The sequence below is a fragment of the Elusimicrobiota bacterium genome, assembly GCA_041660185.1.
GTDB lineage: Bacteria > Elusimicrobiota > Elusimicrobia > 2-01-FULL-59-12 > 2-01-FULL-59-12 > JBAZWU01.
Window position 1 is genome coordinate 42,891 of record JBAZWU010000004.1, and the last position, 20,189, is coordinate 63,079.

General features: G+C 56.6%; 14 protein-coding genes and 1 tRNA gene. 8 read left to right on the plus strand and 7 right to left on the minus strand.

The window, feature by feature from the left end; translation table 11 throughout:
- Positions 1-3: 3 nt before the first annotated feature.
- Entirely contained in the window at positions 4-3,534 is a 3,531-nt protein-coding gene (gene metH, locus WC859_04625; GenBank protein MFA5975433.1) for a methionine synthase, read from the minus strand.
- A gap of 42 nt (positions 3,535-3,576) precedes the next feature.
- A complete protein-coding gene (locus WC859_04630; protein MFA5975434.1) occupies positions 3,577-4,245 on the minus strand; it encodes a protein-L-isoaspartate(D-aspartate) O-methyltransferase in 669 nt (222 codons plus the stop codon).
- A 231-nt stretch (positions 4,246-4,476) separates the two neighbouring features.
- On the opposite strand from WC859_04630, the gene WC859_04635 reads away from it, so the two are divergent.
- Positions 4,477-5,814: a phosphoribosylglycinamide synthetase C domain-containing protein gene (locus WC859_04635; protein MFA5975435.1), complete on the plus strand. Its 1,338-nt coding sequence runs from the start codon at positions 4,477-4,479 to the stop codon at positions 5,812-5,814.
- Between the two features lie 373 nt (positions 5,815-6,187).
- Here WC859_04635 and WC859_04640 read toward each other — a convergent pair whose 3' ends face one another.
- Positions 6,188-6,691: a hypothetical protein gene (locus WC859_04640; protein MFA5975436.1), complete on the minus strand. Its 504-nt coding sequence runs from the start codon at positions 6,689-6,691 to the stop codon at positions 6,188-6,190.
- 308 nt (positions 6,692-6,999) lie between these two features.
- On the opposite strand from WC859_04640, the gene WC859_04645 reads away from it, so the two are divergent.
- Complete coding sequence (locus WC859_04645; protein ID MFA5975437.1) at positions 7,000-7,716, plus strand: DUF1571 domain-containing protein; 717 nt, start codon at positions 7,000-7,002, stop codon at positions 7,714-7,716.
- A gap of 758 nt (positions 7,717-8,474) precedes the next feature.
- Here the strand turns inward: WC859_04645 and WC859_04650 are convergent.
- Positions 8,475-8,975 carry an ORF6N domain-containing protein gene (locus tag WC859_04650; GenBank protein MFA5975438.1) on the minus strand — a complete coding sequence of 167 codons (501 nt, stop codon included), beginning with the start codon at positions 8,973-8,975 and terminating at the stop codon, positions 8,475-8,477.
- Positions 8,976-9,275: 300 nt separating this feature from the next.
- Here WC859_04650 and gltX point away from each other — a divergent pair, with 300 nt between their 5' ends.
- The 5 genes from gltX to WC859_04675 all read left to right on the plus strand — a co-directional run bounded on the left by gltX (position 9,276) and on the right by WC859_04675 (position 13,971).
- Positions 9,276-10,781, plus strand: a complete 1,506-nt coding sequence (gene gltX, locus WC859_04655) for a glutamate--tRNA ligase (protein MFA5975439.1) — start codon at positions 9,276-9,278, stop codon at positions 10,779-10,781.
- A gap of 118 nt (positions 10,782-10,899) precedes the next feature.
- Positions 10,900-11,259, plus strand: coding sequence for a DUF1844 domain-containing protein (locus WC859_04660; GenBank protein ID MFA5975440.1), 360 nt, complete (start codon positions 10,900-10,902; stop codon positions 11,257-11,259).
- 9 nt (positions 11,260-11,268) lie between these two features.
- A tRNA-Gln gene (locus tag WC859_04665) sits at positions 11,269-11,339 on the plus strand.
- 20 nt (positions 11,340-11,359) lie between these two features.
- On the plus strand, positions 11,360-12,259 hold the full coding sequence (locus WC859_04670; GenBank protein ID MFA5975441.1) for a cation diffusion facilitator family transporter: 900 nt from the start codon (positions 11,360-11,362) through the stop codon (positions 12,257-12,259).
- 11 nt (positions 12,260-12,270) lie between these two features.
- Positions 12,271-13,971, plus strand: a complete 1,701-nt coding sequence (locus WC859_04675; GenBank protein ID MFA5975442.1) for a thioredoxin family protein — start codon at positions 12,271-12,273, stop codon at positions 13,969-13,971.
- On the opposite strand, the gene hemG is transcribed toward WC859_04675, so the two are convergent.
- The 3 genes from hemG to hemE are packed head-to-tail and all read right to left on the minus strand — an operon-like array spanning position 13,968 to position 17,478.
- Positions 13,968-15,404: a protoporphyrinogen oxidase gene (gene hemG, locus WC859_04680; protein ID MFA5975443.1), complete on the minus strand. Its 1,437-nt coding sequence runs from the start codon at positions 15,402-15,404 to the stop codon at positions 13,968-13,970. The genes WC859_04675 and hemG overlap by 4 nt on opposite strands.
- The gene (gene hemH, locus WC859_04685) at positions 15,401-16,390 is read right to left on the minus strand and encodes a ferrochelatase (protein MFA5975444.1); all 990 of its coding nucleotides are present in this window, start codon (positions 16,388-16,390) and stop codon (positions 15,401-15,403) included. Before hemH ends, hemG begins: the two co-directional genes overlap by 4 nt.
- Positions 16,387-17,478, minus strand: a complete 1,092-nt coding sequence (hemE, locus tag WC859_04690) for a uroporphyrinogen decarboxylase (GenBank protein ID MFA5975445.1) — start codon at positions 17,476-17,478, stop codon at positions 16,387-16,389. The genes hemH and hemE overlap by 4 nt, the downstream gene beginning before the upstream one ends.
- A gap of 166 nt (positions 17,479-17,644) precedes the next feature.
- Between hemE and WC859_04695 the strand changes: the two genes are divergently transcribed.
- Positions 17,645-20,116 (plus strand): M1 family aminopeptidase, encoded by a 2,472-nt coding sequence (locus WC859_04695; GenBank protein MFA5975446.1) that lies wholly within the window; start codon positions 17,645-17,647, stop codon positions 20,114-20,116.
- Positions 20,117-20,189: the final 73 nt, after the last annotated feature.

Sequence of the window (20,189 nt, forward strand, 5' to 3'; positions counted from 1 at the left end):
ATCCTAAACGCTGAAATACTTGGCTTCGGGGTGGTGGACAACGATGGCGGACGTCGATTGTTCGGGAACGAGCTGATCTTCTTCGCTGAGTGAGACCTGAATGCGTTCGGGCTGCAGCAGATCGAATAGCTTCTTCTGATCCGCCAGGTTGGGGCAGGCGGGGTAGCCGAAGGAATAGCGGCTCCCCTGGTATTTCTGGTGGAACCATTCGCGGATCTCCGGCGCGTCTTCCTTCTGGATCCGCAGCTCCTCACGCATGCGGCGGTGCCAGTACTCCGCCAGCGCCTCGGCGGTCTCCACGCTCAGGCCATGAAGATACAGGTAATCGCTGTAGGAGTTTTTCTTGAAGAGGGCATGCGCTTCTTCGCTGGCTTTGGTGCCGACGGTCACGATAAAGCAGCCCAAAACATCCATCCGGCCTGATTCCTTTGGCAAAAAGAAATCGCTGATACTTCGCTGCGGCGAGGTTCTCTGGCGCGGAAAGTTGAAGCGCAGCCATTCGGTCTTCTGGTCTTCGCGGTAGAGAATCAGGTTGTCCTCTTCGGATTGGCAGGGGAAATAGCCATAAACCACCTGAGGAATTAGAAGCTGCTGTTTGAGACAGACATCCTTCCATTTCTGGAAAAGCGGCTGAACCGTTTCTTCCATGAGCTTCGTGTAATCCGCTTGTTCGGTTTTGCCGCGGGAAAAACCCCAGCGGACCTTCAGCAGCGCGGTTTCATTGATATAAGGAAAAACATCTTTCAAAGAAATGCCGCGCGCTACCCGACTGCCCCAGAAAGGTGGTTTGGGAATGGCAGCGGGTTTTTTCAGGGGGACAAAAACCGCCGGCGCCGGTACGGGATCCGTGCCGGGTTTCGTGGTCTGGCCGGAGCCGCCCCGTGTCTCATAAATCGTGAGTTTCTTTTCAACGGCTGAATTCGTCAGCTCGTCCATGACGCGCAAGCCGGCAAAAGCGTCTTCACCGTAAAAAACATACCCTTCATAGAGCTGGCGCAGATCTTCTTCCACAAACCGCCGGGTCAGCGCAGCGCCGCCCAGAATCACCGGCGTTTTGACGCCCCGGCGATTCATTTCCTCCAGGTTTTCCTTCATGACGGCGGTCGATTTGACCAGAAGCCCGGACATGCCGATCGCGTCCGCTTTTTCCTTTTCCGCGGCCTTTAAAATGTCGTCGATCGGCATCTTGATGCCGAGGTTCACCACCTTGTAGCCGTTGTTGGTCAAAATGATGTCCACTAGGTTCTTGCCGATGTCATGGACGTCGCCTTTGACGGTGGCCAGGACCATCTTGCCTTTATGCCGCCCGGCATCGGATTTAGGCATAAAGGGTTCGAGCGTGCGCACCGCCGCTTTCATCGTTTCAGCCGACTGGAGCACGAAGGGAAGCTGCATCTGGCCCTTGCCAAAGAGTTCGCCCACCACCCGCATCCCGTCCAGAAGGATCGAGTTGATAATGTCGAGCGGGCTGTATTTCTTCAGCGCCTCCTCGAGCAGTTTCTCAATCCCCTGCTTGTTGCCGTCGATGATGCGCGCTTTGAGTTGTTCTTCGAGGGTTCTGGGTGTTTTGGATTTGGTGTCCGCGGAAACTTCCTCCGCTTGAGCGTAATGCGTCATCAGCGCGGTGAGTGGATCAAAGACCATTACGCGGTTATCCCCAGCTGTCATCCCCGAGGTCGTAGTCGGGGATCCAGGCATAGATCCCCCGCCAGAACCCGCGGGGGATGACGTAAATTTGCGCTCATCAAATATCAACCGGCGCGCCAACTCCCGGCCTGTGGCGTCAATTTTGTAAAGGGGGAGGATCTTCTTCGCGTTCACAATCGCACCGTCCAGTCCGGCCTCGATCGCGTAGTGCAGAAAGACCGAGTTCAGGACCTGGCGAACCCGGGGCGCCAGGCCGAAGGAAATATTGGAAACCCCAAGGACGGTGTGAACGCCCGGCAGCTCTATTTTGATCCGGCGGATCGCTTCAATCGTTTCAAGGCCGGCTTTGCGGAAGGCGTCATCTCCGGAGCCCAGCGTGAAGGTGAGCGTATCGAACAGGAGATCTTCCGGCCGCAGGCCGAACCGGCCCACCGCCAGATCGTGGATGCGTTTGGCGATCGCCACTTTGCGGTCACGGTCCTTGGCCATGCCCTGCTCGTCGATGGTGAGAGCGACGAGCGCCGCGCCGTAGGTTTTGGCCAGGGGGCAGACGGCTTTCATCCGTTCTTCCCCGTCTTCCAGATTGATGGAGTTGATGATGCATCGCCCGCCGGCCCGCTTCAGAGCCTCTTCGATCACGCGGGGTTCGGTGGAGTCGATCATCAGGGGAACGCGCACCTGCTGGGTCATGCGGGACACGCATTCGATCATGTCGTGCGCCTCGTCGCGGCCCACGTAGGCGGTGCAAAGATCGATCAGGTGCGCTCCTTCGGCCGCTTCTTCTTTGCCCATCTCCGCCAGGGCGTCATAATCGTTCTGGGCCAGGAGCTCGCGGAATTTCTTGGAGCCGTTGGCGTTCGTGCGTTCCCCGATGATCAGCGGCTTCGGTTCCTGACGGAAAGGGACCTGGATATAAAGACTGGAACAGCCCGCGACCGTCTCAGGCTTGCGCGGGCCCGGCGTGAGATTTTTCACCGCTTCAACGGCTTTCGCCAGATGCGCCGGTGTCGTGCCGCAGCAGCCGCCGACGATGTTGACACCGTAGCGGGTGACGAAATCCTTGAGATGCGCGGCGAAGTCGTCCGGCGTCAGCTTATAAACCGCGCGTCCTCCGACGTTTTCCGGAAGACCGGCGTTTGGCAGCACGGAGATATAGCGCGGCCACTGCTGGGACAGCGTATGCACGTGCTCGGACATCTCCTGCGGGCCGGTGGCGCAGTTCATCCCCAGCGAAGCGATCGGATAGGGTTCCAGCGCGGTGATCACCGCGGGGATTTCCGTGCCCAGAAGCAGCGTGCCGGTCGCCTCGACCGTCACCTGCACCATCACCGGCAGGTCCGCTTTGGCTTTGGCGAGGGCGTCGAAGGAACCTGCGATGGCGGCTTTAACTTGGAGAATATCCTGGCAGGTCTCGATCAGCAGCAGGTCCACGCCGCCGGCGATGAGCCCGGAGGCTTGCTCTGCGTAGTTCTGGCGGAGAACATCGAAGGTGGTGTGACCCAGTGACGGCAGCTTGGTTCCGGGGCCCATGGAGCCGGCCACAAAGCGGGGGTTGTCCGGAGAACTAAAATCGCGCGCGACCTTTTTCGCCAGCTTCGCCGCTTTGACGTTCAGTTCATACGCGCGATCCGCAATCCCGTAGTCTGCCAGGACGATGCGGTTGGCGCCGAAGGAGTCCGTCTCCACCACCTGGCAGCCGGCCTTGAAGAAAGAAGCGTGCAGTTCCTCGATCCATTCGGGATGGGTGTCGAGCAGGATCTCGGTGCAGCCTTCCAGCCCCGCGTAATCGTCGATCGTCGGATTGTAAAGCTGAAGATTGGTCCCGGTAGCTCCATCAAAGATCAGGACCCGTTCCCGCAGCAGCCGATCCAGTTCAGCGCGTTTCATCGAAGGGTCATTTTATCATTCGCTCGCCGTGACGTCTTGCGTTCAGAGGCTCTGGCCGTATTGCCCCAGCAGGGGGACAAACGTGCATTCGTTCAGATCCTGCCTGACGAAGGCGATCCCCTGTTTTTGGATGAGGGTCAGCACGTCATACGCGCCGCGGCGAATCGGCAGAAGCAGTTTCCCGTGATCCGTCAGTTGATCCAAAAGCGGCGGAGGAACGTCGGGCGCGCTCGCGGCCACGACAATTGCGTCATACGGCCCCAGGGCCGGCAACCCTCCGGAGCCGTCCTGGGCATGAACGCGAACGTTCGCGTACTCCAGCCTTTTCAAAAGCTGTTTCGCCTGCGCCGCCAGCTCCGGGATGATTTCCACCGTGTCCACGTTACGGGCGAGTTCCCCGAGCAGCGCCGCCTGGTAACCGCTTCCGGTCCCGATTTCCAGAACGGTTTCATCCCCGATGAGCTGCAGCGCCTGCAGCATGATACCGACCATACAGGGTTGGGAAATGGTCTGATCAAAACCGATGGCCAGCGCCCGGTCTTCGTAGGCGTGGGAGCGGGCCGGTTCAGGCACAAACAAGTGGCGGGGGATTTTGGCCAGCGCTTCTAAAACACGCGGATTCTGAATTCCGCGGGCCGCGAATTGGTCCTGAACCATCCGTTCGCGCAGCGCTGGCCAATCCGGTTCCATAAAGGAATTGTATGTCTTCACCGCGTCCTATTGTTAGCGGTGGCGGTGTCAGGTGCGCATAAACGCCGGCGCACCAGAAAAAACCCGTCCTCGCTAGAGGACGGGTTTTCGCGAACCTCGCCAACCCTGGACTCGATTCGCCGTACGCTCTATAACGGAGTTGAACCGTCATTGCAATGGGAAATTATTTTTTGATTTCTTCATTTTTCTATAGACGAAAATCGATTTTCACTCTACACTGAACATACTGACATGGGCAACGGCAACGGAAATGGCAACGGCAACGGGAATGGCAACGGCAACGGCAAGCTCCCGAAAAATATTCTAATCCTCTCGCTCGAGGCGTGCGCCGGTGACCTCGCCTACCGGCTCAAACAAGAAGGTTACTCCGTCAAATGGTATGTGCAGTCCAAGGCCGATCGTGTTCTGTACGACGGTTTCCTGGACAAGGTCGATGAGTGGGAACCGCATAAAGACTGGGCGGACCTGATCGTCATCGACGATGTGGGGTTTGGCGCGCTGGCGGACCGTCTGCGCAAAGATGGGAAAGCCGTCGTGGGCGGTTCCACGTATACCGACCGGCTGGAGCTGGACCGGGACTTCGGCGCGCAGGAAATGAAAGCCGCCGGCCTCACCATTCCCGACTCCTGGGAATTCTCTTCATTTGATGAGGCGATCGTCTTTGTCCAGAAAAATCCCGCCCGCTACGTGGTAAAGCCCTCCGGCAAAGCGCAGCACGACAAGGTGCTGTCTTTTGTGGGCCGCGAAGAAGACGGCAAGGATGTGGTCGCGATTCTGGAGCGCTACAAAAAAGGCTGGGCCAGCAAAGTCCGCTCCCTGCAGATCCAAAAATTTCTTTCCGGCATTGAGGTGGCGGTCGGCGGTTTCTTTAATGGTCAGGATTTTATTCTCCCGGTCTGCATCAACTTTGAGCACAAGCGGCTGTTCCCCGGTGAAATCGGGCCGTCCACGGGAGAAATGGGAACGTCCATGTTTTTTGCCGGGCCCAACCGGCTTTACCGTGAAACGATCGAGAAGATGGTCCCCAAGCTGCGAGACGCCGGCTATGTGGGCTACTTCGATATCAACTGCATCGCCACCGCGCGCGGCGTTTATCCACTGGAGATGACCCCGCGCTTCGGGTATCCGACGATCAGTATTCAGATGGAAGGGGTGACGAGCCCTTGGGGAGAATTTTTCTACGCGATCGCCCAGAAAAAACCATACCCGCTCAAGACGCAGAAAGGGTTTCAGGTAGGTGTTGTCATTGCGCTGCCGCCGTGGCCGTTTCATGACTTGGATACGTTCCGGGCGTTTTCGGAAGACGCCGTGATCATCTTTACCAAACCCAACATGGACGGCATTCATATGGGGGACGTGAAGCTGGAAGAAGGAGATTGGAAAATCACCGGGCGGGACGGCTACGCGCTCGTGATCACCGGCTCCGGCCCGACCATGGAAGAAGCCCGCAAGCAGGTTTACACCCGCGTCAAAACCATCATCATCCCGAACATGTTCTATCGCACCGACATCGGCGACCGCTGGGTCCAGGACGGCGACCTCCTGCATACCTGGGGCTTTCTCGCCTAACCGGCCGTCATCCCCGCGGTCGTAGTCGGGGATCCATCAAGTTGTGCTCGGGGTACCGCCCTGCGCATCGCGCTCCATCCGGCCTGACACCTTCGCCTTGTCCGCTCGAGAAGCCTGCGGAACTCGGCGCCAGAAGTCTGGCGCCTCAAACAGTCCTCGGCTAACCCGCTCTCGCTCACAAGCCGCAGGCCTCACGTCGCGCTCCTGCGCAGGCCGGCACCCCTCGCGGCAAAAACGTAGGGGCGGCCGGCTGGCCGCCCTGATGTTGAATGAATGTATGTGGTCGTAAGCGGTGGCGTCTGGACAATAAATGTGGAGATGCTGGGAATAGGGTCAGATTTTGAAGCGAAAAGTATGCGACACGGAGTATTTGTTAATAGTAATGGAAACTTTTCGAGGTCCACCACTGAATTATCGGAAAGACAAAAAAGAAGAGTACAGCTAAGATGCTTGCGCAAGCATAAGCTACTCTATTGAAACCAACTTCCAGTCTTGAGCTTTGAAGATACGACCCATAGGCAAGCCCCCAGAATATTCCAATCGGAATACAGCCGATCCATGCAAACAGATAGATAACAAATGCCCATTCCCAGAATTCTAATCCAGAAACCAAACCAATTGCAGTGATTCCAATGCTGACAGAAAGCAATGCCAGAACAACGCCGGAGAACATTTTGTCCTTCGTTCGCATATGTCCATCGGATTGATCAAGACGACGGCACAGGTATTTGACAGAAAAATAATTACACGCAGCCATCACGACAAAGGCTACTGGTATTGTCAAAGGGTAATCAGAATATGCCCTTGCTAGAGGGAGAATGCCTCCAGCGATTCCGCCGATGATAATGGCCCATCGCAAAGAGCCGATATGATTCATGAATTTATGATACTAAATTATAAAAAGGAATGAGGCCAGCCTTAGAACACCTTGGTGACAGTCACCGATAAGGAATTATGATTTCTGCTTGTCAGAAGAGGGGTTTCAATTGAGTTTTTCGAAGTAGACCCGGTTAAGAATGATTGGGTGTCACAAATCGGGGCAGAAATGTTAAGCACAACAAAAACGACACACCCAGCCCGCTGAATTTAATCATCACTTGCGGTGCCTGTCACCATGGTGTTATTCTGCAACATCTGGAAAACCATCCATCCGAATTACTTTAATCTTACCCACAGGAGGATTCCTTGAAACGACAATTGAGTCTGATTCTGATTGGGTTGAGTCTTATCGGGGCGTGGTCGCCGGCCTATTCCTTGACAGTCGATGAGGCCATCACGCGATCTGTCGAGAATTATGCGAAGGTTCAGGATTATACCTGCCTGATGCACCGGAAAGAACGGATTGGAAAACGTCTGAAGGAGCAAAACAACATTCAGATGCGTTTTATGAAGCCCCTGTGCGTTTATTTTAAATGGACGGAAGGGGAGTTCGCCGGATGTGAATCTATTTTCGTCAAAGGTCGTTATGGCGATAAACTGAAATTTCATAAGGCGGGCCTGGGCCGATTCATTAAATTGTCTTTGAACCCGAAAGGGCATCTGGCCATGCGAAATAATCGGCATTCCATCGATGAATCGGGGGTGGGCCACATCATCGATTTGATAGTCGAAAACTATCAGAGGTCCAGAGAACGAAAAGAAGGGACGGTCACTTTACAGGGGGAAGGCGTTTTGGACGGGCGAAAAACCTTCGTTTACCAAGCGGACTTTCCCGAAGGGAAAGGGTATTACGGGGGCGTCATTCATATCTATATGGACGCCGAACTGATCTTACCTGTAAAGATCGAGGTCTACGATTGGAACGGGGAGTTGCTGGAGATGTATCACTTTGCCCAGTTGAAAATCAATCCGGGGCTTACCGAGAAAGACTTTGATGTGAAAAATCCAGCTTACCGATTCTAATGAGATGGCGGGCGCACAGCGGTGCGCCCCTACAGTTCCATTGATATCTCTACGACCTGGCACAGAACACCTTGGTGACAGTCACTGAGAAGGGGCAATGATTTCAGCTTATCTTTCAAGGCGTTTTGATCAAGTTTTTCGAAGTGGACCCGATTAAGAATGGGCAGTGTCGCAAATCGGGGCAGAAATGTGCAGCACGATAAAAACGACACGCCCAGCTCACTGAATTAGATCGTCACTTGCGGTGACTGTCACCAGGGTGTTAGATGCCATCGCATATTGCGATGGGATTCTGTTTTCTAACGGGTGCGTATTGACCGAAAGGTTGCTGGGATGAATCCCTTAACGCGGGGGATGGCTGGCAGTCTTGGTTTAGGGGCTGGTTTCTCCATCAGTTTCCGGATGGCATCGAATACTGCTCTGAATTGGCCATAGAACACCTTGGTGACAGTCACCGAGAAGAGGCAATGATTTCTGCTTGTCTGCAGAGAGGTTTCAGTTGAGTTTCTCGAAGTGGACCCGATTAAGAATGGGCGGTGTCGCAAATCGGGGCAGAAATGTGCAGCACGATAAAAACGACACGCCCAGCCCGCTGAATTTAATCATCACTTGCGGTGACTGTCACCAAGGTTTTAGATGCTATCGCATATTGCGATGGGATTCTATTTTAGTAAAGGTATCACATTCTGTGATACCAAGAGATAGGTGGTCGCAAATTGCGGCCGGTTCGGTAAGGATGCGGTCAGGCCTGGATGAGATTAGACAATCTCAGGATTAATCGGATCTGTAGGGATGGACTTTTTCTTCAATTGCCGGACATCTTCAAGAATCAGGCGGATGTCCGTTTCATGGACGTCCACTTTCCCTTCCAGTTTCTCCACCCGCCGAGCGACGTCGCGGCTGGACAACACGGCGTAACGTAGTTTAACAAAAGCTCGCATAATCGCGATGTTCACTAGGACGGCTCGCGGGCTCTTTAATACACCCGAAAGCATGGCAATCCCTTCCTGAGTAAATGCATACGGGAGATAACCGCCCAGATGCTTTCGTGTAGGTATCACATTTTGTGATACCAGGAGGTCGGTTTCATAGTTGGAAAGTGTAAACATGAAATCCGGCGGGAATCTTTCGAGATTCCTTTTGACCTGCTGACGTAAAGCAATGGGTTTCACCTGATACAGGCTTGCCAAATCTTTATCCAGCATGACCGGTTTACCACGAAGACGAAATATATGGGTTTGAATCGTTACGTTATCCATGTAGAGCTCCTCTTAGAAATGACCCTTCTCTACTTAGAGCCTGAAAACGGATTTTTATTCACGCCATACAGGGGAGAAAACACCTTGGTGACTGTCACCAGGGTGTTAGACATCGGAGAGCGCTGGGTCCAGGACGGCGACCTTCTGCATACCTGGGGATTCCTGGCATAAAATTGATGGCGGGCGCACAGCGGTGCGCCCCTACAGTTCCATTGATATCTCTACGGCCTGGCACAATACATATCCATCAGATATGTAGGGGCGGACCGCTGTCCGCCCGAGTTTGTTAGAATACGAGACATGACCGCGAAGAATCCATCGATCCGGGTTCGGTTTGCGCCGTCGCCGACCGGCTTCCTCCATATCGGGGGAGCGCGCACCGCTTTGTTTAACTGGCTCTTTGCCCGCCACAGCGGGGGAACCTTTATCCTCCGGATTGAAGATACCGATGAACTCCGCTCGACGGACGATTCGGTGCGCGGAATCCTGGATTCCATGGCCTGGCTGGGACTGGATTGGGATGAAGGCCCTGCCCTGGGGTCAGACCCAACAGCCACGGCAACAGGGGGTCAGACCCCAGTGCGAGGCGACTACGGTCCCTACTTCCAGATGCAGCGCCTGGAGAAGTATCAGACGGCCTGCGACCAGCTCGTGAAGGAAGGCAAAGCCTATCCATGTTACTGCACGCATGAGGAAGTCGAGAAGATGCGCGAGATCGCGCTCCTGGCCAAGCGCCCGCCGAAGTACAACGGCGCCTGCCGTGAGCTGACCGCTCAGCAGCGTCAGGCGAAAGAAGCCGAAGGACGGAAGAAATCCATTCGTTTTAAGACCCCGCACGAGGGGAAGGTCCAATTTACCGACATCATCCACGGGCCGAAAGAGTTTGAGCACGAATTTTTGGAAGATTTCGTTATTCTGAAGACGTCCGGTGTGCCGACCTACAATTTTGCCTGCGTCGTGGATGATCATTGGATGAAGATCAGCCATGTGATCCGGGGAGATGACCATTTATCGAATACGCCCCGGCAACTCTTGGTTTATCAGGGATTGGGTTGGACCCCGCCGGAGTTTGCGCACCTGGCCATGATCCTGGGGTCTGACGGTTCCCGCCTGTCCAAGCGGCATGGCGCCACCTCCGTGACGGAGTACCGGGAAGCCGGTTATCTGCCGGAAGTGATGCTGAATTATCTCGCCTTGCTCGGGTGGGGCACCGAGGACAGCCAGCAGCTCTTTACCCCGCAGGAAATGAAGGAGAAGTTTTTACTGGAGCGCTGCGGCAAGAGTCCATCCACGTTCGATCCGGCCAAGCTGATCTGGATGAACGGAGAGTACATTCGCAAGAAAACCGTTCCCGAACTGGTCGAAGCGGCCAAACCGTTTTTTGCCAATCGGGATCTGGCGAAGCTTCCCGCGGAACAAGTCGCGGCGGCCGTGGCCCTGGAGCACGAAAAGATCAAACTGTTGACGGACGTGCCGCGCCTGACGGATTTTCTGTTGTGGGATGATTACGAGTACCGAACGGAAGCCGTCGACAAAGTTCTGCGCGCGGCCGGGGCAGCGGAAATCCTCGTGGAAGAAAAAATGCGGTTGGCGGGGCTTGAGCCGTTCTCCGCCGCCAAGATCGAAGAGATGTGCAAAGCCCTGGCCAAAGAACGCGGCGTGAAGAACGGCGCCACCTTCCACCCGCTGCGCGTGGCCATTTCCGGCCGGACCGAAGGCCCAAGTTTGTTTCACATGGCGGAGTATTTAGGAAAAACGCGCACGCTCGAGCGGATCGGCCGTGCACAAAAGATATCAGCATCGTAGGGGCGGACCGCTGTCCCGTCCCCCGTGTAAGTCAATAGTCGGGACGGCCCCGACTATTTAGAAAATCGATGGGAAGACGGGGCTGTCCGCCCGGACATGCAATTGATCGGAGGATGTTATGGTTGACGAAGAACAAATAAAGCCCGGAGAAGCCGATTATCGATTTTTAGCCCTGGTGATGTCCCTGGCCACCGCGGCGTGGTCCCAGCTGGGGAAGATCGCGCATCCGGTCTCGCAGAAAATCGAGAAGGACCTGCAGCAGGCGCAGGTGACCATTGATTTCCTGCGGATGCTGGTGGAAAAGACCGAGGGGAACCTCCAGCCCAAAGAAAACGAAATGCTGACGAACGTGGTCTCGGACCTGGAACTTAATTTTGCCGATGAAGTGAACAAGAAGGACGAGAAAACCGCTCAAGGACCTGATATCATTTTGCCTTCGGGCGCCGGGTCCAAAGGGCCGGAGATCATCAAACCCTGAGAGCAGCGCTCCCGGATTGTGTAACGGTAGCACGGCAGACTCTGAATCTGCTAGTCTAGGTTCGAATCCTAGTCCGGGAGCGCTGCTCTTTTAGCTCATCATGAATCGAGCCAAACTCAAAAATTACGCTTGGCTTTCTGTCGCGGCGGCCCTTGTGACCATCGCTCTGAAAAGCTTTGCCTATTGGATCACGGGATCGGTCGGGCTCCTTTCCGATGCGGTCGAATCCCTTGTCAACCTGGCGGCGGCGATATTTGCTCTCGTCATTTTAACGATCGCGGCCCGTCCCCCCGACGATGACCATCCTTACGGTCATGGGAAGGCGGAGTATTTTGCAGGAGGTGTCGAAGGAACACTGATCTTCGCGGCGGCCCTCAGCATTACGTATGCCGCCGTCCGGCGGTTGATGGTTCCTCAAGCCCTTGAGCAGATGGGCCTTGGGTTGATGATCTGCGCGCTGGCTTCTGTGGTCAATGGGGTTGTGGCGTGGATTCTGCTCAAAAAGGGGCGGGAATATAATTCCATCACGTTGGAGGCCGACGCCAAACATCTGCTGACAGACGTGTGGACGTCGGCAGCCGTTATTGCGGGCGTGGGCGCGGTGGCTCTGACAAGCTGGCAACCCCTGGACTCTCTCGTGGCGCTGTTTGCCGCCGCCAATATTTTGTGGTCGGGCTATCAATTGGTAAAACGGTCTGTTTATGGACTTATGGATTCCGCACTCCCCAAATGCGAAAGAGACCGGATCAATACGGTCCTTGAAAAATACAAGGCTCAGGGAGTCCAGTTTCATGCGCTTCGCACCCATCAGGCCGGGGCGCGCCGGTTTATTTCCGTCCATGTTCTGGTTTCGGGAAAGCTATCGGTTCAGCAGGGTCATGACATCGTCGAAGAGATCGAGCAGAATTTGCGGGGTCTCTTCACCGATAGTACGGTCATGACCCATCTGGAACCGAACGATGACCCGCTGTCGTGGCAGGACGTGGGTCTCGACAGATAACAACGCCTGAGATGAAAAGAATTCTCTTCCTCTTCCTTGTTTTCGCCGTACCTCTCCCGCCACTGGCTTCAGCTGTCACCACGTCGTGGCAAATCAATCCGCAGGGGCAACTCCGGCTGATCTCCTCTTATGACGTAGCGCCTTCCAGCGGGCCGTTGCTTTTCGGGCTTCATTTCAAGATGAAACCAGGGTGGCACACCTACTACAAAGACCCAGGGGATGCCGGCTATCCGCCGAAGATCATCTGGGAAGGCTCGCGCGGATTCAAAAACCCCGAGCTTCTTTTCCCGGAGCCTATCCGAACCCGGTTGCCGGGAAACGTCCTGATGATCGGCTACGAAAAGGAAGTGGTTTATCCGATTCGGGCGGAACGGACATCCGGGCCTGTGCACGCGGTCGCGAAGGTGTCTTACCTGACGTGCGGAGAGACGTGCGTTCCATATACGTACACGTTTATGTTGGATGTGCCGTCAGGCCCAACCGCACAGAAGGACCCTGAGATAATTGCGCTCATGTCGTCATTCCCCGCGGTTGCTGGCGGGGAATCCAGACAGACCGTCGGACGGCATGATGGATCCCCGACAGGGGCACTCGGGGATGACCGTCATGTGGGGTTGTGGGGCATTCTGCTTCTGGCCTTCGTTGGAGGGATTCTGCTGAACGTCATGCCGTGCGTGCTGCCGGTGCTTTCGATCAAACTGCTGGGATTGCTGCAGCAGGGTGGCCAGTCGCGCTTCCGAATCGCGCGTGATGCGCTGGCGTCTGCCGCCGGAATTCTAGTTTCGTTTCTGGCCCTGGCTGGGGCCGCGGTTATCGCCAAGGCGGCCGGGAAAGCCGTCGGGTGGGGAATTCAATTCCAGGAGCCGCTCTTTATTGTTTTCCTCATCGTCATTCTGACGTTGTTCGCCCTTAATCTCTGGGGATTTTTTGAAATCCGGCTGCCGCTGTTATTTTCTCGATTGCAATTGCAATTGGGGTCTGACACTAAGGAGCACCAGGTTGCTCCATTGGGACAGAGCCTTTTAGAGCATTTTTCCGGGGGGCTTTTTACAACACTAATGGCTACGCCTTGTTCCGCCCCTTTCCTGGGGACCGCGATAGGATTCGCGTTGACGCAGAGCGCGGGGTTTATTTTTCTCATTTTCCTTTTGGCCGGCGCCGGTTTGGCGCTGCCCTATTTTGTCCTGGCCGCTTTTCCGGCGGCTCTCCATTTTTTACCGAGGCCCGGTTCGTGGATGCTGCAGCTGCGAAAAGTACTGGGGTTTTTTCTGGCCGCCACCGTCTTATGGCTTGCCTTTATTTTGTCATGGCAGATCGCTCCCTCCTTTACAAGGGGTCTGACCCAAAGAAGCACCTCGTTGCTCCGTTGGGTCAGACCCCTTTATAATTGGATTCCGTTTAATGAGCAGAAGATTGATCGTTTGGTAGCTGCTGGGCAGTGGGTATTTGTCGATGTCACCGCGGAGTGGTGCCTGACCTGCAAGGTTAATGAAAAGGTGGCGCTGGAAAATCCTCAAGTGTTGCGCGCCATGGAAGGGGTCGTCATGATGCGCGCGGACTGGACCCGTCAGGACCCGGAGATCAGCCGCTATATGGCGAAATTTGGCCGCGCGGGTATTCCTTTTTACGTTCTCTATCGCCCGGACCGGCCGCCGGTGATCCTTTCCGAATTTCTTACTCCGCAAAAAGTTCTGAACGCCCTCCGGTCCTAGACGTTCTTGCCAAGAGTTTCGCGCCACTCCCATACCTTTTCAGCGGCTTGTCCTCCGGATTCAAGGCAGTCGGGAACACCGACACCGTGCCGCCAGTTGCCGGCCAGCGCCAGTCCGGGCCATTGTGTTTGTCCCCGCTCAATCGCCTCCAGACGATCCAGATGCCCTACCGTGTACTGCGGCATGGAGCGAGGCCAGCGCTGAAGCGACGTCCATAACGGTTTCCATTTAATGTTCAGGAGAGAAGACAGATCCGATAACGCCAATCGAGTCAGTTCAGCATCGGAGTTCGCGAGCAGGGATTCTTGCGAAGCTCCACCCAGGAACGCGCGCAGCAGGACGTATCCCTCCGGAACGCGCCCGGCGAATTTCCGGTGGACAAACGTGCAGGCCATCACCGGCCGTCCTTCCCGTGCCGGGGCTACGTAGCCGAATCCATCCAGCGCGTGCCCGACGTCTGCCGACCGGTACGCCAGGTTCAAGGTCGCTACGCTGCCGTAAGGAATCGAGGCGAGCGACTCCGCGAGAGCCGGACCCAGCTCAGACAGGACCTGGGCGGATGCGTAGGCCGGAAGCGCTAACACCACCGCATCCACCATTAAAAAGCCCTGGTCGGTTTCCGCGTGCCAAATGTTTTCCTGGGTGTCGGGTGAAAAAACCAGCCGTCGAAGCGTGGTGCCGCGGTGAAGACTCTCGGGGGGCAGCGCGTTTTCCAGTGCGTCGGTCAGCGTTTGAAGCCCGTCCCGCAGCGTGACAAAAAGACTGTAGCGCGCGCCGCTGGCCTGACGGGTGGCGGTGGAGGGCTGCTGCAGCGCCCAGAGAATCCCGCCGCCGTGTTCCATCTCGATAAAACGGGGGAATGTGGCGCGCAGGCTAAGTGTTTCCGGATCTGCGGCATAGATCCCGGCGATGAGCGGTTGCGCGAGCTGCTCCAATGCCTCAGAGCCCATTCGTCGCCGCACAAAGGAAGCCAGCGATTCATCCGGAAGGGACCGCCGTTGGATGAGCGGTTCCATCAACAGCCGCACTTTGCCGCTCCAACTCATCATCGGACTGCGAAGGAAGGACAAAAGGCGCGAGGGCGCCAACAAATAGAACCCTTCAGGGATGGGATACAGGACGTTTTGGCGGAGGATGAAGCTGCGGCGAAAGTCGGAGTGCGTATTCAATAGTTGATCGGAGAGGCCGAGTTCCTGAATCAGTTTCAAACCGCCAATCTTTTCGGACAGAAAACAATCCGGGCCGCTTTCGATCAGGAAGCCTTCCCGCCGGCTGGTGCGGATGCAACCGCCGAACCGTTCCGACGCTTCTAAAAGGTGTAATTCGAGCGGGATGCGGGTGGCTTTCGCCAGTGTTTGCAGCCGGAAAGCCGCGGCCAAACCGCTGGCTCCGCCGCCTGCCACGACGACGCGAAAAGGAGTTCGGGCGCTCACCGGCAAACCCCTGAATGACGCTGGATCACGTCCGCGATCATCCGAATAAAGGAAGGATGGTCGCCTACCGTCCGGGCGCGATAAAATCCGACATTCAATTTTTGTGCGGTTTCTTTCGCTTCAACATCGAGGTCAAACAGGACTTCAACGTGGTCGGCGGTAAAACCGATGGGAATAACAAACATAGTCCGAGCTCCCCGGCTCGCTTGCTCTCGGATCGCGTCGTTGATGCCCAGGGTCAACCACGGATCCTGGGGGTTTCCGCTGCGGCTGCAGTAGGCGAGCGTCCAGTCTTTTTGTCTAAATTTCTCAGCCACCCGCTGTGCTGTTGTCTGTAGCTCTTCCTCGTAAGAGGAGGCTTTCGCCATCGTGCAGGGGATACTGTGGGCCGTGAAGATCCATGCCAGATCATCCCGTGACCCGGCGGGGATCGTTTGGAGGGCCTGCTCAACGCGGGCCACGATGGCTTCAATGAAAAGCGGGTGGTCAAACCAGGGTCCGACATACTCGACGACAGGCGCGGACGTTCCCAGGTGTTGCCGTGCCTCTTCCACGGCGTTCCGATAACGATCCCAGCTGGCTTCACAACGATGCGCAGCGGTGACAAAACCGATGGCGCGTTTTAGCCCATCCTGCGCCATCTGACGCAGGGCGTCTTCCAAAAGCGGGGGCCAGAAGAGCTGTCCAATATACACCGGAAACGGTTTCCCGTTCCGTTGCAGTGAAACTCGGAGCGCTTCGGCCTGGCGCCGGGTAATTTCATTGATGGGAGAAGCGCCGCCCATGGTTTCGTAATGGCGCGCGACGGTGAGAAGCCGGTCCCGCGGGATTCCCCGGCCTTGTGAAACTTGTTCCAGAAACGGCATGACGTCCGGCGGCTGTTCCGGACCGCCGAAGGAGAGAAAAAGAACCGCTACTCTCCCTCCCCCTGTTGAGGGGGAGGGGTGGGGTGAGGGTAAAATCCAATGGCGCAGGTCTTCCCTCACCCGCGGCTCTCCCTTCGGTCGGCCTTGCCCTCTCCCTCGCAGGGAGAGGGGATTAAGCTCATCTCATGAACAGCATCTACCAAAGCCTTCACGTGATCCACCGGGGTATTCGGAAGAACGCCGTGCCCCAGATTAAAAATGTGGCCGGGCCGTCCGGCCGCCTGTTTCAGAATGCGCCTGGCCTGGCGCCGGATTTCGGGGATGCCGGCTAAGAGGGCGGAGGGATCCATGTTCCCCTGCACAGCCACCCGGCCCAGGCGCTGCCAGGCCGCGTCCAGCTCCACGCGCCAATCCAAGCCGATCACGTCGCCCCCGGCTTCTTTCATCAGCTCGATCAACGTTCCGGATTGCGTGCCAAAGTGGATCACCGGCGTTCCCTTGCGAAGGTGCCGGATCACGTACTGGCTGTAGGGCAGGACATATTGCCGATAGTCTTCCGGCGACAGGCATCCCACCCAGCTGTCGAAAAGCTGAACGGCCTGGGCGCCGGCCGCGATCTGGGCATTCAGAGTGGTCACCAGGCTTTTAGCGATCTTGCTCATCAGGGAATCCCACGCCTCGGTCTGGTTGACCATGAAGGATTTGGTGCGGATGTAGCGGTGGGATCCGCTGCCTTCGATCATGTAAGAGGCTAGCGTGAAAGGCGCGCCGGCGAAGCCAATCAGCGGGATAGTCGCCGGCAGCGCCCGGCGCGTTTTCCGGATCGCTTGAAAAACGAAATCGAGCGATGCGGGATCATTCACGACCCGGAGCCGCCGGGCATCGGCGGGGGTGCGCACGGGGTTGCGGATCGCCGGGCCCTCATTTTTGGTGTATTCCAGCCGGAGGCCCATGGGTTCGAGCACGAGGAGGATATCGGAAAAAATAATCGCTGCATCCACTCCCAGGCGCTCCACCGCCTGAACCGTTACCTCCGCCGCCAGATCAGAGTTCTTGCAGAGTTCGAGGAAAGAATGCCGCTCCCGCAGTTGCCGGTATTCTTTCATGTACCGGCCTGCCTGCCGCATGAGCCAGATCGGGGTGATCGGCGCGGGTTTCCGTCGGCAGGCTTTCAAGAAGGGGGAGTTTTGCAGCGTCCCGTGTGGCATGCGGACATTCTATCAAGAATGTTCTCCATTGAATTTACGACGGTAAAATTGGTCCAATCTAGGGCAATCTCGTTACCGTCATCCCCCGCGGTAGCAGGCGGGGGATCCATGGATTCCCCGCCAGTGACTGCGGGGAATGACCGCCAGATTTTTTAGGAGGCCCTTCGTGGAACTATTGCATGAATTGATGGAATGCCGGGCATTGGCCGCCGGGTTTGCCGACGGACGTTTTGCCTATCCGGGATCGACTCCTCATTACGCGCCGGATCGCACTTTTGACACGCGCCATATCCGCCTGGAGCTCTCCCTCGATTTTGCGCGTCAGAGCCTGCGCGGTCGCTGCACCACGTCTCTGGAGGCCATTCAGGACGGCGTCCAATCCATGGTTTTTGATGCGGTCGATTTTAAAGGAATCCGAGTCCGCTCCGCCGGCAAGCCGCTTCGCCACGAGTACAACGGCCGCAAACTAACGCTTCATTGGCCGCGCTCTTTCCGGGCCGGCGCGGTCGTCGAGGTGACCGTCGAGTACCAGCTCATCCGGCCGAAACTGGGGCTGCATTTCGTGGGCCCGGACCGCCACTATCCGAAGAAACCCGTTCAGGCCTGGACTCAGGGCGAGGACGAGTACAACCGTTACTGGTTCCCCTGCCACGACGCCCCTCAGGAACGCGCCACAACAGAGGTTCTGATCACGGTGCCGGAACGGTTTACCGCTGTCTCCAATGGAGCGCTCTTGCGCACCACGTATCATCGGGCTAAAAAAACGCGAACGTTTCATTGGAGGCAAGACGTGCCGCATCCCCCGTATCTCGTCTCACTGGTTGTTGGGGAATTCACGCGGATTGAAGACCGGTGGAAAAAGGTCCCGGTCCTTTATTACTGTCCGCCGGGCCGCGAGGACGACGCCCGCCGTGCGTTTGGCCAGACGCCGAAGATGATCGAATTCTTTTCTCGCAAGCTGGGGATTCCGTACGCCTATGCCAAATACGCCCAGGTGGCCGCGATCGACTTCATTTACGGAGGCATGGAAAACACGTCGGCCACCACCCAGACGGCCCTCACGCTTCACGATGAGCGCGCGCATCTCGATTTCTCCAGCGATCCGCTCGTGGCGCATGAACTCGCGCACCAGTGGTTCGGCGACCTGGTCACCTGCAAAGACTGGTCCCACGCCTGGCTGAATGAAAGCTTTGCCACGTATTTTGAGGCGCTCTTTAAGGAGTACGACAAGGGTACTGACGAGTTTATGTATGAACTCCGCACCAATGCACGGCTCTACTTTGATGAAGACCGAGACCGCTACCGCCGGCCCCTGGTGACGCGCCTCTACAAAAACACCAATGATCTCTTCGATCGGCATCTTTATGAAAAAGGATCGCTGATCCTCCACTCGCTTCGCGTCCTGCTCGGCGAGAATGGCTGGTGGCGTTCGATCCATCTCTATCTGAAGCGCCATCGCGCGCAAGGGGTGGAGACGGTGGACCTGCTCAACGCGATTCAGGAAGCCACCGGCAAAAACATGCGGCCGTTTTTTGACCAATGGATTTATCGGGCAGGCCACCCGGAATACAAACTCCGCAGCTGGTGGGACGCCCGGTCGCGCAAAGCCTTTGTCCGCGTGCTCCAGACTCAGGCGGTCAACCATGAAACAGGCCTCTTTTCCATGCCGGTGACATTTGCCTTTTACGTGCAGGGAAAAGAAACGCGCTTCACAGAAACCATCGACAAGAAGGAGCACCTTTTCTCGTTTGCCCTGCCGGCGGCGCCCGAGATCGTCCTGTTCGATCCGGACCACGCGATTCTCAAGCAGGTCGAGTTTGTGAAGCCGGAATCCATGTGGATTTTGCAGTTGATGCGGGATCCCCATGTGCTGGGACGGATGGACGCGGCCCAGGCTCTGGCCGGGACCGGCAGCCCTGCGGCGGTTCAGGCCTTGCGCCAGGCTCTGCTGAACGACAAATTCTGGGGGGTTCAGTGCGGAATTGCGCTGGCCTTGGGTAAAATCGGGACCGCTGGCGCCCTGGAAGTGCTTTTGGCCGGCTTGAAGCAAATCACCCATCCGAAAACCCGCCGCGCCATTTTTGAGGCACTGGGCCAGTATCCGTCCGCGCGCGTACTCTCCGAGGTGCGGGCCGTCTGTGAATCGGAACAAAGTTACTTTGCGCAGGCCGAGGCCATCCGGACCCTGGGAAAGATGCGCGACCTGTCCCTGCTTGGTCTCCTGAAGGACTTTTTAAAAGCGGATTCCTGGAACGATATGATCCGATCAGCGGCGATTGAAGCCATCGCCACGCTGCAGGCCCCGGAATCCATTTCGATTCTGAAAGAATACAGCCGTTGCGGGCACCATCCCACAACGCGCATGACCGCGGTCCGCCGCCTGGGCGCTCTTGGGAAAGGGCGGGAAGACATCCAGGCGCATCTGCTGGAGTTGACGAAAGATCCCTATTTTCTGGTGCAGTTGACAGTCGTTCGTGCGCTCGGCACGTTTGCGGATGAGCGGGCCACGGATGCCTTGTTCAAATTCACAACTGGGGATCGAGATGGGCGGCTCAAACGCGCCGCCGAAGAATCGATCCGCAAGATCCGCAAAGGCATGGAGAAGGAATTCCCTGAGACGGAACTAAAAAAACGTTGAATTGTTATAGCCGTCACCCTCGAGTGTCTCTGTCGGGGGTCCAAGCATTGATCCCCCGCCAGAACCCGCGGGG

What these genes read in the sequence shown, in the direction of transcription:
- metH (MFA5975433.1), bottom strand. Translation starts at nt 3,534, where the DNA reads ATGAAACGCGCTGAACTGGATCGGCTGCTGCGGGAACGGGTCCTGATC.
- WC859_04635 (MFA5975435.1), top strand. Translation starts at nt 4,477, where the DNA reads ATGGGCAACGGCAACGGAAATGGCAACGGCAACGGGAATGGCAACGGC.
- WC859_04640 (MFA5975436.1), bottom strand. Translation starts at nt 6,691, where the DNA reads ATGAATCATATCGGCTCTTTGCGATGGGCCATTATCATCGGCGGAATC.
- WC859_04650 (MFA5975438.1), bottom strand. Translation starts at nt 8,975, where the DNA reads ATGGATAACGTAACGATTCAAACCCATATATTTCGTCTTCGTGGTAAA.
- gltX (MFA5975439.1), top strand. Translation starts at nt 9,276, where the DNA reads ATGACCGCGAAGAATCCATCGATCCGGGTTCGGTTTGCGCCGTCGCCG.
- WC859_04660 (MFA5975440.1), top strand. Translation starts at nt 10,900, where the DNA reads ATGGTTGACGAAGAACAAATAAAGCCCGGAGAAGCCGATTATCGATTT.
- WC859_04670 (MFA5975441.1), top strand. Translation starts at nt 11,360, where the DNA reads ATGAATCGAGCCAAACTCAAAAATTACGCTTGGCTTTCTGTCGCGGCG.
- WC859_04675 (MFA5975442.1), top strand. Translation starts at nt 12,271, where the DNA reads ATGAAAAGAATTCTCTTCCTCTTCCTTGTTTTCGCCGTACCTCTCCCG.
- hemE (MFA5975445.1), bottom strand. Translation starts at nt 17,478, where the DNA reads ATGCCACACGGGACGCTGCAAAACTCCCCCTTCTTGAAAGCCTGCCGA.